Here is a 16,655-nt window from a genome sequence, read left to right on the forward strand (position 1 = left end):
TCCCCCACCCGGGCCCGCGCCGGGCCGCCGACCGCCGACCGACCGTGAAATGCCGGCCCAGTACCCATGCTTGGCGACAGCGCTGCCGCAACCGCTGCCCTGACCTCGACACCGTCGCCGACCTCGCCCGCGGGTTCGCCGCCCTGGTCCGCCATGCCGAGCGCGGGCACTAGGCGTGAGCCGCCGGGCGGTCACGAAGATGGGCGTTCGAAGCGAGATCGGAACAGACCGAAGCCCAGAGCCGGGATCTCCACACCGTTGTGCAGCTTAATCGCGGGAAGGCTCATGGCCCCGACGCTACGTACAGGTCGGACACCCAGGGAATGCTCGCGGAACCAGGGCCACCAGTGCCTCCCCGCTCGACGGTTAGACCAGCGGTGTGAAGAAGAACGTTTCGCGTCGGGCGAAGTGGCCAGTGTCGTCGAAGGTAAAAAAGTCAGCGAAACGGAGTTGAACATGACGCCCGTCGCGGAGCACGCCAACGAACTCGCCGTGCGCCGCCACCGCCTGCGCGGCATCGACGAGCAGGGCGATGCGGTGACAACCCTCGCGGATCACTCGCTGCTCTCGATAGAAACGCTCAATTTCCGCACGACCAACGATCGGCTGGTACCCGGGACGGAGGTACACAGCATCGACAGAGAACAGCTGCAGCAATCCGCCGACGTCGCCGGCATCCACCAAACGGTAATAGGCGGATACGGTTTCGCGCTCTTCTGAGGTCCGGGGCGCTCTCGCAGCGGCGCATACCTGGACGTCTTGCTCTTCGCCTGCTCGCAACGACGGTTCGCTCATCAGATGGCGGCCATGTCGCCAGTGGCGAGTCCCAGCCGACCGGCCAGGTCGCGGAAGGCGACACCTGCCCCGGAAGGTATTGGCGCCCCGTGTGCGAACAAAGCACGTTGTGCCCCGGTTCCCGCGAGCCTGACAAGCTGTGCGACCGCGCGGGAATGGTCCTCGTCGAAGGGTTCGATAGACGGTTCGAGGCTGGTCATGTTGACGGCAGCATCTCCGACGAAGAGGGTCGATGTAGTGTGTTCCAGGAAGCATACGTGACCGATGGTGTGGCCGGGCGTGGCGATCACTTCCAGGCCCCACACGTCGTCTCCGTCATTCAGAACGCTTACGTCGACGCCGCACTCCTCGGCGACGACTTCGGCGTCCCCAGAGCCGGCGTAGAGGCGGGCCTCGGGTGCCGCGCGCATCACGGCTGCCAGACTTCCGATGTGGTCCGGATGAGCGTGCGTGACGACCACGGCGCGTACGGCGGCGAAATCCAGGCCGCCGCGGTGAAGAGCCGCAGCGATAAGGTCCTCGTGGTCGGGCAGCAGAGCGTCGACGAGCACGGCCTGACGGTCCCTGACGACTGCGTAGGACCGGATGTCGAAGGTCTTTTCCGTGTCGCCGAACGGCCCGCCGGGCGGGAAGGTGTAGTGGGTGATCGCTGTCTCGACCCGTACCTCGTCTTTCACATGCCACCTGCCCTAACGAGATCGCGATTCAAAGCTTCGGCAATGGATGGGCGCAGGAGGCGAATGGGTTCGGATGGGGTCGCCGTCACCTGCTTCAGCAACCTGACGTATCCGACGACGAGGCACCGGACGGCCTCGCGGGCGAACAGTTCACTGGCGTAGTCGACGCGCACCATGGACTCGTCGTCGTCGACCCACACATTCCAGTTGGTGTCGTGCTCCACGAAGCCGCTCTCCGGTTCGTCGAACGGCTGGGCGCCGAGATGGCTGCGGTCCTCCGTTGCCGGAGACGACTCCTCCGTGGAGAACTGGTGTCGATGGAGCAGGACCCCCTCGCCATAGCCGCCCAGGCGATCGATCACCAGGTCGGTCGGGGCGTCCTGAGCCGTGAATCCCGCGAGCTGGTCAGCTCGCGCCCGATGCAGCACGGCCGCAAAGCTGTCACCCGGCAGGAAACGCGTGCGCATGACAGCCGTGGTCTGGAAGAGCCCGACGACGTTCGCAGCCGCCGGTCGGGTACGACCCATCATCGGCACACCGACGTTGATGTCGTCCTGCCCGCTGAGAAGATGCAGCAAGGTCACGAACCCCGCGAAAAGCGTCAGGAAGGTGGTACATCCGGTCGATCGACTCAGGTCCCGGACCTGCGACATGACCGCCGGATCGACCCGGACGCACAGCGTCGCCCCGTGACCGCCGGCATCGTCGGGTCGGGACTGGGCGATCGGCAGCTCCACGGTTCCCCGACCGCCGCCGAGGTAGCGGACCCAGAAGTCGATGTGGCGCTCGAGATCCCCCTGCTGGAGTCGACGTTGCTCCTTGAGTGCAAGCGTCCCGTACTGCTCCGCCACGAACGGCAGCGGGCTGGGGCGACTAGACCGCAGAGCTCCGTACAGCACGTCCAGCTCAGCCTCGAGCAACGCCCTGGACCACGCGTCGCACACCATCCGGTGGCTTGTGAAGATCGCCACGTGGTCATCGGACGCGAGACGCACCAGGTGGACTCGCAGCAGCGGTCCGACGGCGAGGTCGAACGGCAGACGGGCCGCCCGGCGGCCGAGATCGGCGACCAGACGATCGCGGTGTGGAGCGTCGTACCCGCCGAGGTCGGTGAAGGACCATGCTGCGGCAGCCCCATCCTCCACCACCTGCGTCGGTGTGCCGTCGACAACCATGAAGCGAGTCCGGAGGGCCTCGTGCCGCTGGACGACCCCGTCGACCGCAGCATGGAAGATGTCGGCCTCCAGCGCGGTATCGTACCGGCTGATCCAGCACTTGTTGCCGACCGGCCGGTCGGGATGCCGTTGTGTGAGGTGCCAGACGGCCCGCTGCTGCGGCATCAGCGGGTAATGGCTCGTTCCCACCGCTGCCCCCTTTCCCCGGCGTCGTCGTTCAGCGGTGTGAGGCCGGCAAGGGCAGTCGCCCCATTCCGCTTCAGCCGCACCCGCACCGGCAGGCGCTTGATCCCGGCGATGAAGTTGGAAGCGAGGTGGTCGACTGGCCCGGCGATCTCGAAGGATTCGACCAGGTCCCGTGTCTCCTCCGCGAACACACGTAGGGCAAGCCGCGCCAGCGGAGCACCAATGCACCGGTGCGCGCCGACGCCGAAGGCGATGTGCGCGCGCGGATCACGGTTGACGTCGAAGTCGTACGGCCGTTCGAACACCTCTTCGTCACGGTTGGCCGCACCGAGCCATACGGTGACCGGGTCGCCGGCCCGAATCGTGGTACCGGCGATCTCGATAGACCGAGTCGCGTGCCGTAGAAAGTGGTTGGCCGGTGAGGACCAGCGCAGCACCTCCTCGACGAGCGTGTCCGTGCAGCCCGTGGCACGCCAGCGCTCGTCCGCGCCGGGATTCTCGGCCAGCGCCAACACGGCGACGTTCGCGGCGTGGGACGTCGTCACAGTGGCGCCGAGCAGAACGCTGTAAGAGTTGAACAGCATCTCCTGCTGGGACAGCGGACAGCCGTCGACAGTAGCGTTTGCGATCGCCCCGATCAGATCGGCCCGCGCCGCCGGCTTGTTGGCGAGCTCACCTGCGAAGTACGAGAAGATCTCCGAGTGTGACCACTCCAACGCGTGGTCCCGCCGACCCGAGGTGACATCCGGGTCCTGATCGGCGATGGCGACGTAGGCGAACGTTCGCAGTCGGTGCCAGTGCGCCGGGTCGATGCCCATGAGTAGAGCCGTGATCGCGATCGGAAAAACCGCCGTCTGCGCGGCGAGGTCGAAGACCTGTCCGTCCAGGCCGGGCACGAACATTCGGCGTGCAAGCAGGCGGATCTGTGGTTCCATCGCCGCGACCGTGGCGGGCGTGAAGCAGCCGATGATTTGCCGCTTGATGGCGGTGTGCCGGGGTGGGTCGGTGACCGCCAGCATCTTGCCACCGGCGATGTCCCGTTGCCCCAGAGTGGTCAGCAGGTTGCCGTCCTCGGAGGTGAAGTCGCGGAAACTTCGCAGCACACGGCAGACGTCGGCGTGCCGGGTCAGCACCCAAAAGCCACGACCATCCGGAAGCTGTTGCCAGTACACGGGCTGCTCCGCACGCAGCTGCCGCCAGGCACTGTGCGGATCGCCGGTGGCGTACCAGGAGGGGTCGTAAAGGTTGACGGTGGTCAGGTCGACGTGTTCAGCGCCAGAGCTCAGTCGCATCGCTGCGCCCTTTCCACGTGCGGGACCGGCTGGTCGGGATGGGTAACCACGAACCGCAGAAGCTCCAGGTAGTCCTCTGCCATCCCGGCGATCTCAGCAGCGCCGTAGCGGTCCGTGCGGTACTGCAGGTGCCCGCCCATGCCGTCCGCGGACTCCGTGACCGTCAGGGTGAGGTCCCACACCGTCGTGCCAACGGGCGCGTCACGCACCGGCTCCACCAGCAGCCCGGGCCACCGCAGCGGCGTCTTCTGCTCGTACTGCATGGTGAACACCGCCCCGAAGAGCGCGGACTGGGTGAGGCCCCGCTGCGGGCGCAACTCCTCGACGAGCCGCTGGAACGGCACCTCTTGGTGCGCGTAAGCGCCCAGCGCTGTCTCGCGGACCTGCCGCAGCACTGCCCGAAACGACGCCGAGGCTGCGGACACGTCGGTTCTCAGTACGAGGGTGTTGACGAAGAATCCGATCAGGTGCTGCACGTCGGGCCGCTGCCGGTTGACGATCGGCGTACCCACCGCGATGTCGTCCTGTCCGCAGGCGCGGGCCAGGAGAAGCTGGAAAACGGCGAGTAGCACCATGAAGGGCGTGGCGTCCTCCTGCCTGCCCAGCCGTGCCACCGCGTCCACCGCTGACGGGGGGATCTCGAAGGTGTGGTCCCCGCCGTGAACGTCGCGCCGTGCTGACCCACTCGCCAAGCGCGGCAGGTAGGCCACCTCGGGCAGTTGGGCGAGTTTGGTACGCCAGTACTCAAGCTGCCGCTCGCAGTCGTCGCTCTGCGACCATGTGCGCTGCCACGCCGCGTAGTCGGCGTACTGGATCGGCAGCTCTTCCAGCTTCGCGGGTAGGCCGGTTACGTCGCCCCGGTAAAACTCCCCCAGTTCATGTAGGAGCAGGTCGGTCGACCAACCATCGGAGACCAGGTGATGCAGGTTGATCACCAGAATGTGGTCGTCTGGCCCCAGTCGGACCAGTTCGGCGTCGAGCAACGGACCGTTCTCCAGATCGAACCGGTGCTCGCTCACCTCGGCGAACAGCCGCCGCACCTCGCTCTGCCGATCACCGTCGGGCAGGCCCGACAGATCACGCTGACGCACCCGGCTGTCCAACTGGTCGCTGATTCGCTGCCACAGTCGTCCGCTTCGAAACACAAAGGTGGTCCGCAACGCTTCGTGCCGTGCCACGACGGCACGCAGTGCGCCGTCGAGTGCGGGGTGCGACACCGCACCGCGCAGGCGGTACAGCATCGGCGTCACGTAGAGTGACACGGACTGGTCGAGCTGCTCCAGGAACCACACCCGCTCCTGATCTGTCGAGCATGGCTCGAGCGCCTCCCTTCGGACCGGTGTGATCGACTTCGCCGGCAACCCGGTCACATCGGCGGTTGGCGGATCGGCGACGGCCGCTTGCAGCGCCCGGTCCACCTCGGCGGCGAAGGCGTTGACGGCCGGATGCTCGAACAGGGTCCGGAGGCTGATCTGCACCCCGACCTCGGTTCGCAGCCGGGAGACGATTCGGGTGGCCAGGAGAGAGTGGCCGCCGAGATGGAAGAAGTTGCCGTCGACCCCCACCTCGGACGTCCCGAGCACCTCGGCGAACAGCGCGCACACGAAACGCTCAGTGGCCGTCCGCGGGGCGCCGCCGGTGGTTGAGCCGTCGCTCTGCGGTACCGGCAGCGCCCGACGGTCCAACTTCCCGTTCCGGGTGAGCGGCAAGTCATCCAGCAGCGTGAAGGACGACGGCACCAGATAGCTCGGTAGCAGGCGCGCGACGTACGCGCGTAGCTCGGCGGCCGAGGGGCGCCCCCCGGCCACCACCACCACGTACGCGGCGAGCCGAACGTCGCCCGGCACGTCCTCCCGGACGATCACGGCAGCCCGGCTCACCTCAGGGTGACGTGCGAGGGTGGCCTCAATCTCCCCCGGCTCGATCCGGTACCCGCGGACCTTCACCTGCTCGTCGGCGCGACCAACGAAGTCGAGCAACCCGTCCCGGCGAACCCGGGCACGGTCCCCGGTCCGGTACATCCGACCGCTCACCGGTCCGAACGGGTCAGGAAGGAAGCGCTCCGCCGTGAGGCCCGCCCGACCCAGATATCCACGTGAAACGCCCGCACCACCCACGTACAACTCGCCGACAACACCGGGCGGCACCGGGCGTCCGGCTCCGTCGAGGACGTAGATCGGCAGGTCCGGGATGGCGGTACCGATCAGGCTGTGACCGTCCCGCCGGACCGTCTCCCCGTCCAGCGCCAGGTACGTCGCATGCACCGTGGTCTCGGTGGTCCCGTACATGTTGACGACAAGTGGCGCCCGATCGGGGTGCCGGTCGTACCACTGGGGAAGGCGACCAAGGTCCAGCGCCTCGCCCGCCAGGACGATGTACCGCAGCGCCAGCAGATCCCCCGTGTCCGGATCATCCTGATCCGCCTGGATGAGTTGGTAGAAGGCGGACGGGGTCTGACTCAGCACGGTGACGCGCTGCTCTGCCAGGAGCCGCAGGAACTCCTGCGGTGAGCGCGCCGTGTCCCATGGCACCACGACGAGCCTGCCGCCGTGCAGCAACGCGCCCCACATCTCCCAGACGGACACGTCAAAGGCGTATGAATGGAACAGCGTCCAGACGTCGTCCTGGTGGAACCCATACCAGTGCCGGGTGGAGCTGAACAGCCGGACGACATGTCGGTGCGAGACGACCACACCCTTCGGTCGGCCCGTCGAGCCCGACGTGTAGATCACATACGCCGCTTGATCCGGATGAGGGGCGGTCGTCGGCCCACCCGCCGGCACGCTCGACTCAACCGCGCCGACATCGATGACCGGCAGGTCCGGCGGAAGGAGTCCGGCCCCGGCCGGGTTCGTGACCACCGCGGTCGCTGGGCAATCGGAGAGCAGATATCGCACGCGATCGGCGGGTAGGTCCGGCTCGATCGGCAGGTAGCACCCGCCGGCCTTGAGGACGCCGAGTAACGCCACCACCAAGTCGGCGGAACGCGGCAGCACGACCGCCACCGGGCGCTCCGGCCCCACACCCAGCGCCGCGAGGGCAGCCGCCACCGCGTCCGCACGCTGCTGCACCTCGATGTACGTGAGCTCGGTGGCGCCGTCCACCACGGCCACCCGGTGCGGTGTGCGGCGCACCTGATTGTCGAACAGTTCCGGGAGCGTGGCCTCCAGGGTGTGCGATCTCGCGGGATCTGTTCCCAGCGGCGCGGCAGGTGCGGCCGGCAGCAGGGGCAATTCGGAGATCCGGGCGTCCGGGCTGGTAACGACGCCTCGCAGCAGAACCCGCCAGGAGTCGATGATCTGTTCCACGGTCGGCGCGTCGAACAACTCCGTGCGGTACCACAGGTCGCCCTCAAGGCCGTCGACCGTCTCGGTGAGGCTCAGGCTGAGATCGAACTGGGCGGTACTCGCGTCGAACGGCTCGGGGCTCACGGTCATGCCAGGCAACTCGACCGCCTCGGGCGGGGTGTTCTGAAGGGCGAACAGGACTTGAGCCACCGGGTTGTATCCGGGGCTGCGATCAGTGGCGACCTCAGCGACCACGCGCTCGAACGGCACGTGTTGATGTGCGAGGGCGTCCAGGGCCATGGCCCGCACTTGGTGCAGCAGGCTGCGGAACGGGGGGTCACCGGAGAAGTCCGCCCGCAGCGCCAGCGTATTGACGAAGAAGCCGACAACTCGGTCGAGTTCGACGCGGCCACGGCCGGCGGTGGGCGTGGCGACGACGATGTCAATCTCGCCGGAGAACCGCGCCAGCAGCGTCTGAAAGGCCGCGAGCAGCGTCATGAAGAGCGTGACGTTCTCCGTGTTGCTCAATGCCCGCAGGCCTTCGCACACATCTGCCGGGATGCCTACCTTGACCGCGCGTCCCCGGAACCCTCGAGCGCTCGCCCTCGGGCGGTCGAAGGGCAGCTCGATGGCGGCCGGCGCTTCTGCCAGTTGCCGCCGCCAGTACACCAACGACCGGTCGAGCACCTCACCCCGGAGCCATCCACGCTGCCACACCGCGAAATCGACGTAGTCCACCGCCGCCCGGGGCAGATTCGGCGCCTGACCGCTCGCGTAGCCGGCGTAGAGCGTCGCGAGCTCCTGGAAGTAGATGCTGCCCGACCACCCGTCGGTGACGATGTGGTGCATCGTCAGCAGTAGCACGTGCTCCTCGTCGGCGAGGCGCAGCAACGCGGTACGCATCAATGGACCCCGAGCCAGATCGAAGGGCCGCTCCGTCTCCGCCTGCACCAACCTGGCAACTTCCGGGTCGCGTTCGGCCACCCGCAGGAACGTCAGATCCCGGACAGGCAGCTCCCACCGGGGCACGTCACGGACCCGCTGGAACGGCACCCCGTCCTTGCTGCCGAATACCGTACGCAGCGACTCGTGTCGCTGGACGAGCGCCTCGAAGCTGCTGCGCAGTGCCGCCACGTCGAGCGGACCCTTCAGGCGCAACGGTGTCGCCAGGTTGTACGCGCTGCTCCCTGGCTCCAGCTGGTCGATGAACCACAGCCGCTCCTGATGGAACGAGAGGGGGTATTCGTCGAGGTCGCCGCGAGGCACCGCCACGATCGGCGGTGCGACCGGCAGCGCATCCGTGACGTCGCGAGCGGCCATCACCTGATCGGCGAGCCCGGCGATCGTGGGATTGTCGTAGATGGCCCGGACCGGGAGTTCGACGCCGAGTGCCGCGCCGATGCGCGCCAGCACCCGGGTTGCCAGCAACGAGTGGCCGCCGAGGGCGAAAAAGTTGTCCTCCACCCCGACGGCGCCGATCCCTACGAGATCCTGCCAGATCCCCCGGATGATCTCCTCTTCAGGCGTGCGCGGCGGCACCAGGTGACCGGTCGGCAACAGCTCCAGACCGGGATCCGGCAGCGACCGTCGGTCGAGTTTGCCGTTGGAGTTCAGCGGCATCCGCTCCAGGACCACCAATGCCGAGGGAACCATGTAACCGGGCAGTAGATCCCGCAGATGAGCGAGGATCTGCTCACGCACCTCGTCCTGCCACCGGGCGTCCGCGGCGTCGGACGGCGCGGGTCCGACCGCGATGTACGCCACCAGGTGTCGGTCACCGGGGGACTTGTCGCGTACGAGCAGAATCGCGTCCCGGACGGCGGGGTGACGCCGTAGCGCCTCCTCGATCTCGCCCAGCTCGATTCGGAAGCCGCGAATCTTCACCTGCTGGTCGGCCCGGCCGAGAATCTCGATCGTCCCGTCGGAGCGGAAGCGGGTCAGGTCGCCCGTGCGGTAGAGCCGAGATCCGGGCTGCCCACCGAATGGATCCGGAAGGAAGCGGTCGGCGGTCAGCCGTGGGCGCCCCAGATAGCCACGTCCAACGCCAGTGCCACCGATGTAAAGCTCGCCGATCACACCCACCGGCACAGGCTGCATGCTGCGGTCGAGGATGTAGAGCCGGTTGTTGCCGATGGGCCGACCGATCGGGACGACACTGTCCGGGTCGTCACCGGCGTGCTCGCCGACGAAGTGGGCATTGTCGATCGCGGCCTCGGTAAGCCCGTACGTGTCGATGAGCACGGTCGTTGACGCGCTCAGCCTCTTCGCCCGGTCGAAGTCACGCACGTACCAACTGTCGCCACCGGCCATCAGGAGATCCATGAACGCCAGGGAGTGTCCGCCCTCCTCGACGTAATCCAGCAGCAGACGCAGCAACGGCGGAATGAACTCGGCGCTGTTCACGCCCTCCCGGACCATCAGTTCGTAGAGCAGGCGCGGGGAGAGAGTCACCTCACGCGGACAGAGGACGAGGGCCGCCCCAGTGAAGAGCGCCCGCATGACGTCCGCGATGAACAGGTCGAACGCGAAGCTGGCCATCTGCAAATGCGCCCGCACTGTTGCGCTCAGGCCATACTGGCGATCGAAGTAGTGGAAGTAGTTAGCGAAGTTCTCGTGCGTCAGCATGGCGCACTTGGGCGTACCCGACGAGCCGGACGTGTAGATCAGGCAGGCGAGCTGTGCGGGCGTCGCCGTATTGATGGTCGAGACCACGGGCAGGGCGGCCAGCTCGGCCGCGTCGGCGTCCACAAGCAGCGTCGGCATCGTGCCGTCCGTCACCGCGGCGACAACCGAAGCCTGCGTCACCAGCAAACCGGCGTTGGAGTCGTCCAGCATGAACCTCACCCGGTCCACCGGATGCTCCGGGTCCAGGGCCACCAGGGCGCCCCCGGCCTTGAGGACGGCGAGCAGCGCTACGACCGAGTCGGTCGACCGGTACAGGCAGACGCCCACGATAACCTCGGGTCCGACCCCCCGGGCCTGCAATGCCCATGCCATCTGGTTCGCACGCTCGTCCAGTTCCCGGTACGTCAGCCGCTCACCCTCGAACACCACGGCGACGGCGTCGGGCGTACGACGAGCTTGCGCCTCGAACAGCTCGTGCAAGCAGTGCGACTCGAAGTCGACCATATCGGTGTCGTTCCACTCCGCCAGCAGTTGACGGCGCTCGGGCGCGGTCAGCAGGCTGTGCGACCGCCACGGCCGATCCGGCGCCCTCACCGCTGACTCGAGGAGCTGGTGCAGGTGGCCGGCCATCCGTCGAACAGTCGCCGGGTCGAACAGGTCAGTGCTGTACTCGAATTCGCAGAGCACGCCGTCCTCGGCGATCCGAAGGTCGACGCTGAGGTCGAACGGCGCGGTTTGCCGTGGCACCTCCACCGCCTCGACGAGCAGGCCCGGCAGCTCTGGCAGGCCGAGCATCTCCTCGTGAACGGCGTTGAACATCACCTGGAACAGGGGCGTGGAACTCGCGTCCCGCTCGGGCGAGACCGCCCGGACCACCTCGTGGAACGGCACGTCCTCGTACGACATGACGTCCAGCAGTTCGGCGGCCACGCGGCGCACCGCCGTCCGGAAGGTGGGCGCGCCGGACAGGTCGGCCCTCAGTACCACCGTGTTGGCGAAGAAGCCGATGACCTGATCGAGCTCGCTGTCGAGTCGATTGAGCATGACGGTGCCGATCGTCACCTCGTCTTGGTCACCGTAGCGGCCGAGCAGCATGGCCAGGCCGGTCAACACGGCGGTCGACAGGGTCGTCCGCTCACCCCTGCCGAACTCGACGAGCCGGGCCACCAGGTCGGCCGAGAGTGAGAGACGTTCAACCGCCCCACGCCCGCTGCGGACCGGCGCCCGCAGCCGGTCCACCGGCAGTTGCACCGGAGCTGGCGCGTCGTCCAGTCGTCGCCGCCAAAACTCCAACTGTTCCGCGTACGAGCGCTGCCGCTGTTCGCCGGCGTGGTCCACGTACTGAACCGTCAGCACCGGCAACTCTGGCCGTCGACCCGCCCGCAGGGCGCCGTAGGCGGTGCCGAGCTCCTCGTAGAGGATGCCCACAGAAGCCCCGTCGAAGACGATGTGGTGGGCCGTGACGACAAGCACGTGGTCCTCGGCGCCGAGGCGCAGCAGTCTGAGACGGATCAACGGCCCGGTCGCCAGGTCGAACGGCGTGTTGGCCTCCAACCCGAGCAGCCGCTGCACCTCGACGTCACGCGAGTGCGCGGCCACGGCGGTCAGGTCCACGATCGGCAGAGGGATGTCACTGCGAGATGCCACGACCATGACCGGCGAACCGTCTGCGGCGGGGAAGCGGGCCCGGAGGATCCCGTGCCGTCCGACGATCTCTGCGAAGGCTCCGCCCAGTGCGGCCACGTCGAGCGGTCCGCGCATCCGCAGCGCGACCGAGATGTTGTAGAACGCGCTTTCCGGCTCAAGGCGGTCGAGGAACCACAACTGTTCCTGCAATGACGAAAGTTGGGCGAGAGTGTCCGCGCTGTGGGTCACGTCGGCAGTCCTGGGTCGGTCCGGACAGGTGAGATGCGGTTGCCGGACGGTCGTGAGAATTCCCGGCACAGGCATGGCACGACGGATGCGGTCACGGCTTCGTTCCCGCAACTATCGACCCGAAGCGCGCAAGCCAGGTCTGCTCCAGCTTGGCGAACAGATCCTCGCTGTAGATGCGACGGGACTGCTCGAGCGCGTACTCGGCCAGGTACTGACGGAAGCGGTCCTCCGGTTCCTCGGCGAGACGCAGCATCCGTCGGTTCGGCACCACGGCCGGGTCGGCGAGCCGCGCAGCGGCCGACGCCACGGCCTCGGCCATCTCGTCGGCGTCGACGACCGCGTCGCACAACAGGGCGCCGTCGGTGTCCCCTGCCCGGATCGTGTGGTCGGAGAAGATCGCCTTCCGCGCCCGCCGCGACGGCACCAAGCGCGGCAGGCGCAGGTTCGCGACCCCTGGAACAAGCCCTTCCCGCAGCGCAGGCAGGCTGAAATAGGCGTCCTTCTCGGCAACCACGTGATCGGCGGCCAGCAGGATCTGCAGTCCCCCGCCGATGGCGAACGTGTCCACGGCGCCCACCCAGGGCTTCTCCGCGGCCGGCCGGCGCGTCGGGTCGTCCGGATCCGGCGCGAGTCCCCGGACCATCTTGGCGATGTAACCCATCTCCCGTCGCATGAGGAAGCCGAGGAAAGTGATCCCTCCGCGGTACAACTCGGTCAGGTTGATGCCGGCACTGAACACCCGACGACCGGCGTAGCGCGGGTGCCGCATCACCCCACCCCGCAGGACGCCGACGCGCACGTCATCGTCGAGCAGTACGAGATCCACGGCCGTCTCCAGTGCTTCCACCACTGCGTCGTCCTCCGCGTTGAGGCAGCGCTGGTTCTGGACGGTCACATGCCCGACGCCGGCCCGCCGTTCCACTGTCACCTCACCCAAGTCCACGAACCCGTCGGCACGGAATGCGGGTAACAGCGTCGAGGCGCGCGGCGTGGGCCGCGCCATCGCCTCCATGAGGTGCGCGCCAGAACCCGGAGACCGCAGCACACTCCACAGCAGAAGACCCTGGTCGATTTCCCGCCCCTCCTTGCGCGGCTGCTGGTAGCGCCCTTCCTCCGCCAACTGCTCCGCAGTGGGCACGAGGCCCGGCATCAGCTCGCCGGCCGCCGTACACAACACATCGACGCGCAAGTGCCGTCGCCGCCCGTCGGTGAGCTCGGCATACAGCTGGTCGGCGTGCACCGCCAGAAAGGCGAGTCGGACCGTCCGGCAGGCCTGGTGCACGGCGCGCGCCCGGGGGTCCTGCGGCCGGGAGTGGCGCTGGGTGGTCGAAAGCGTTCCCAGCATCTGCTCGCCGACGTCGAGGAAGCGCCGGGTCGCCGCGAAGTCCGATTGATAGCGCCCGGTCATCCTCGGTGGATCAAGACGGGTAGGAGGCGAACCCATCCCGAGGACCACCTCGCCCCCTGCGAAGGGTGCCAGCGTTCGGCCGGCTTCCTCAGACGTGTGCGTAGCGCCGTTCACAATGTCCATCGTCGACACCCGACTACTGCGAAGAGTCGGCGGAGCCGACCCTGCCGCTGGTCCGCTCATCGATGACGGCGGCTTGACTCCGCACCGTGTTGAGCTCGAAGAGCTCAGCCAGTTCCAGGAGACCGGGATAGATCTCGGAGAGGCGCCAGAAGAGCTGGAACATGCGCAGCGAATTGCCGCCCGCCTCGAAGAACTTGTCCGTGACGTTCAACTTCGCGGTCGACTCCAGTGCCTCCCGCCAGATCCCCAGGACGGCAGCTTCGGTCGGTGTACAAGGATTGGTCACGACGGATTTCCCCCATGCAGGACGGTCGAACATGACGACGTGATGGAGCAGCGCCTCGCGGTCCACCTTGTCGTTGGCGGTACGTGGCAGGTCGGGCAGCGAGATGAACTGGTCGGGGATCATGTAGGCCGGCAGGATGTCGGTCAGGTGCCGGCGCAGGGCCGGTGCCAGGGCGTCGTCCGCGCCACCAATCGGTACGAAAAAGGCGACCAGGCGCTTCGTGTGTCCCTCGTCCACGGCGAGCACGCAGCTCCGCCCAACCCCGGCGTACTGGTTCACGGCAGTCTCGATCTCGCCGAGTTCCACCCGGTATCCGCGGACCTTGACCTGTTCGTCGGCCCTGCCGAAGAATTCGATTGAGCCGTCGGACAGGTACATGCCGAGGTCGCCGGTGCGGTACAACCTCGAGCCCGAGCGCCCGCTGAACGGATCTGGGACGAACCGCTGCGCCGTCAGGCCTGGACGCCGCAGGTAACCGTGAGCGACGCCGAGGCCACCGACGTAGATTTCGCCTGTGGTGCCCACCGGCACCGGCTCGCCCCACTTGTCCAGGATGTAGCACTCGGTGTTTGAGATGGGCCGTCCGATCGGCACGGTGTGCGCCGAGTCTTGCGGATTCGTCACCGGGAAATGGGTGGCAAAGAGAGTTGTTTCCGTTGGCCCGTACACATTGGATATGCGGGTGTCCGGCAGCGCCGTCACGGCACGGCGGGTGTGTTCGGCAGACACCACGTCGCCGCCCACGAGTAACTGCCGCACCGATCGCAGGTCGGCCACCCGGTCATCCACGAGCAGGTGAAACTGGGGCGAGATCAGCAGGGCCACCGTAACCTGATGGCGCCGGATCGCCTCGACGGTGGTCTGCATCGATCCGTCGCCGTGCGGCGCGATGGCCATGGTGGCCCCGTTCAGCAGCGGGCCCCACAACTCCAGCACAGACGCGTCGAAGGACAACGAGGACTGGTGCAGAATCACCTCGCTCGGCTGCAGGATGGCGTAGTTCGCGCCGATAACCAGCCGGACGACGGCCTGGTGGGGGACGACGGTGCCCTTCGGGCGGCCCGTCGACCCGGAGGTGTAGATGACGTAGGCGGCGCTCACCGGAGCGCACGTACCAGCCGGCGGCCACCAGTCGTCAGCCCCGCCGACCGGCCGGCAGTCCTCTAGGTAAACGGCCGGGACCGTGCTGTGCACCGGCAGCACCACGTCGTGCTGCGTCAGCAGCGCGTCCAGCCCGCAGTCCTCCATGACGAAGGCCAACCGCTCGGCCGGATAGTCAGGGTCCAGCGGCACGTAGGCCGCCCCGACCATCAGCACACCCAGCAGCGCCGCGACCGCGTCGATGCTCCGCCTGGCATGGACACCCACGAAGGCCCCCGGCCGTACGCCCATATCACTCAAGCGACGGGCGACGGCCCGGGCGCGGAGGTCCAACTCCCGGTAGGTCACCGCCTCGGCACGGAAGAGCACCGCCGTGCTGTCCGGCCGCACCCGGACCTGTTCGGCGAAGAGACCGGTCACCGTCTGGTCGGACGGCAGTGTCACCGCAGTGCGGTTCCAGTCCTGCAGGACCCGCTGGCGCTCCGGCTCCGACATCAACGGCAGCCGCGAAATCCGCTCGTGGAGGCGCCCTGGCAGGGAGGTCAACAACACCTCCAACTGGGTGGCGAGCCGCCCTGCGGTATCCGACCGAAGCCGGTCCGTGCCGTACCGGAGGTGACCCACGAGGCCGCCGCCGATTTCCTCGACGGTTTCGAGATTCAGCGGGTGCGGAGAGGCGCCAGCCTCGTGTCCGCCGAGCACTGGCACGAACGTGCTCTCGTCCTGCCTGGCGCCTGACGCGGTGCGATGCACCGCCCGCACGGTGAAGGGCCACACCGCATCCTCCTCGCCGGCCCCCCGCAGGTGCTGGAGAGCTGCCGCAAACGGGGCGTAATCCCGCGTATTGGCGGCTTCCGTGGACCGGTGCAGCTGCTCAACCAGCTCGCGCATTATCGGATCGCCATCCAGCTTGACGCGCACGAACGCATCGTCAACGTATGGACCCACCGGGTCGGCGCCCTCCGGCGGTCCAGGCCGCACCGCGGTGCCGATGATCACGTCGGCGTCCCGGCTCCAGCGATGCACGAGCACCGCGAAGGCCGCCCGCAGCAGCACCTGTAGCGTCGTGGAGGCCCTTTCGGCGGCGGCCCGCAGGGCGTGGGTCTGCTCATCAGACAGGCGCAGAATGATCGTGCTGGTTGTGTACGTCGGGTCCGGCACCGGTGGATCGTCGTACGGGATGTCGGTAGGCCCTGGGAGTGCCGTGAGTGCGGCACCCGAGTCCACGGCGTCCACCGGCTCGAGGGTCACGGCCGCCGGTATCGCCGTCGGTAGGTCGCGCGGATGATCGTGCGGCCCGGTGTCGTCACGCGCCTCGCCTGACAGCACGGCATAGCGCTCCGCCAGCTCCCCGGCCAGTACGTCCATCGAATCCGCATCGGCGGCGACCGCGTGGGCCGACAGCAGGAGGAGCGACTGACCGTCGCCCCACCGGATGACGTCGGCCCGCAGCAGCGGACCTCGCTCAAGGTCGAACTGAGCCTTGCTCAGCGTATCGAGCAGGCGGTCGAGGTCCTGGTCGCGCCGGTCGTCCGAGGAGCGATCGAGGCGGTGGACGGTCAGCGGCACCACTGGCTGTTTGGGTTTCGTCGACACGCCGGTGTCGGCAGGTGCGGCGCAGGCAGACCCCCCGGTCAGGCTGGGGTGCCGGCGGACCAGCTCGGCCAGCGACGCATCCAGCGCCTCCTGGTCCAGCTCGCCGGATCGGGCGAGCAAGGTCCGGCAGAGTGGTGCCGTTGCCGCCCAACGGCACCAGGACAGCAGGCGTCGCGGGAAACCGGCAAGGATGTCGTCCCCGTGGATGGGTTCAGACGCGTTCAAGATA

Annotated in this window: 7 protein-coding genes; all 7 read right to left on the minus strand. The window is 67.8% G+C overall.

The window, feature by feature from the left end:
- Positions 1–366 precede the first annotated feature (366 nt).
- The 7 genes from GUI43_RS13815 to GUI43_RS13845 all read right to left on the minus strand — a co-directional run bounded on the left by GUI43_RS13815 (position 367) and on the right by GUI43_RS13845 (position 16,651).
- Complete coding sequence (locus tag GUI43_RS13815; protein WP_112583084.1) at positions 367–795, minus strand: nuclear transport factor 2 family protein; 429 nt, start codon at positions 793–795, stop codon at positions 367–369.
- On the minus strand, positions 795–1,472 hold the full coding sequence (locus tag GUI43_RS13820) for an MBL fold metallo-hydrolase (RefSeq protein ID WP_112698951.1): 678 nt from the start codon (positions 1,470–1,472) through the stop codon (positions 795–797). Before GUI43_RS13820 ends, GUI43_RS13815 begins: the two co-directional genes overlap by 1 nt.
- Positions 1,469–2,836: a condensation domain-containing protein gene (locus GUI43_RS13825; protein WP_146765902.1), complete on the minus strand. Its 1,368-nt coding sequence runs from the start codon at positions 2,834–2,836 to the stop codon at positions 1,469–1,471. Before GUI43_RS13825 ends, GUI43_RS13820 begins: the two co-directional genes overlap by 4 nt.
- Entirely contained in the window at positions 2,812–4,125 is a 1,314-nt protein-coding gene (locus GUI43_RS13830) for a cytochrome P450 (protein ID WP_112698953.1), read from the minus strand. The genes GUI43_RS13825 and GUI43_RS13830 overlap by 25 nt, the downstream gene beginning before the upstream one ends.
- Positions 4,116–11,912 carry a non-ribosomal peptide synthetase gene (locus GUI43_RS13835; RefSeq protein WP_170158726.1) on the minus strand — a complete coding sequence of 2,599 codons (7,797 nt, stop codon included), beginning with the start codon at positions 11,910–11,912 and terminating at the stop codon, positions 4,116–4,118. The genes GUI43_RS13830 and GUI43_RS13835 overlap by 10 nt, the downstream gene beginning before the upstream one ends.
- Positions 11,913–12,003: 91 nt before the next feature.
- A complete protein-coding gene (locus GUI43_RS13840) occupies positions 12,004–13,320 on the minus strand; it encodes an enoyl-CoA hydratase/isomerase family protein (RefSeq protein WP_112698955.1) in 1,317 nt (438 codons plus the stop codon).
- Between the two features lie 136 nt (positions 13,321–13,456).
- On the minus strand, positions 13,457–16,651 hold the full coding sequence (locus GUI43_RS13845) for a non-ribosomal peptide synthetase (protein ID WP_112698956.1): 3,195 nt from the start codon (positions 16,649–16,651) through the stop codon (positions 13,457–13,459).
- Positions 16,652–16,655: the final 4 nt, after the last annotated feature.

The organism is Micromonospora noduli (assembly GCF_003264365.1).
GTDB classification, from domain to species: Bacteria; Actinomycetota; Actinomycetes; order Mycobacteriales; family Micromonosporaceae; genus Micromonospora; species Micromonospora noduli.

Coding starts and splice junctions, on each gene's coding strand:
- GUI43_RS13815 (WP_112583084.1), bottom strand. CDS start 795: ATGAGCGAACCGTCGTTGCGAGCAGGCGAAGAGCAAGACGTCCAGGTA.
- GUI43_RS13830 (WP_112698953.1), bottom strand. CDS start 4,125: ATGCGACTGAGCTCTGGCGCTGAACACGTCGACCTGACCACCGTCAAC.
- GUI43_RS13840 (WP_112698955.1), bottom strand. CDS start 13,320: ATGACCGGGCGCTATCAATCGGACTTCGCGGCGACCCGGCGCTTCCTC.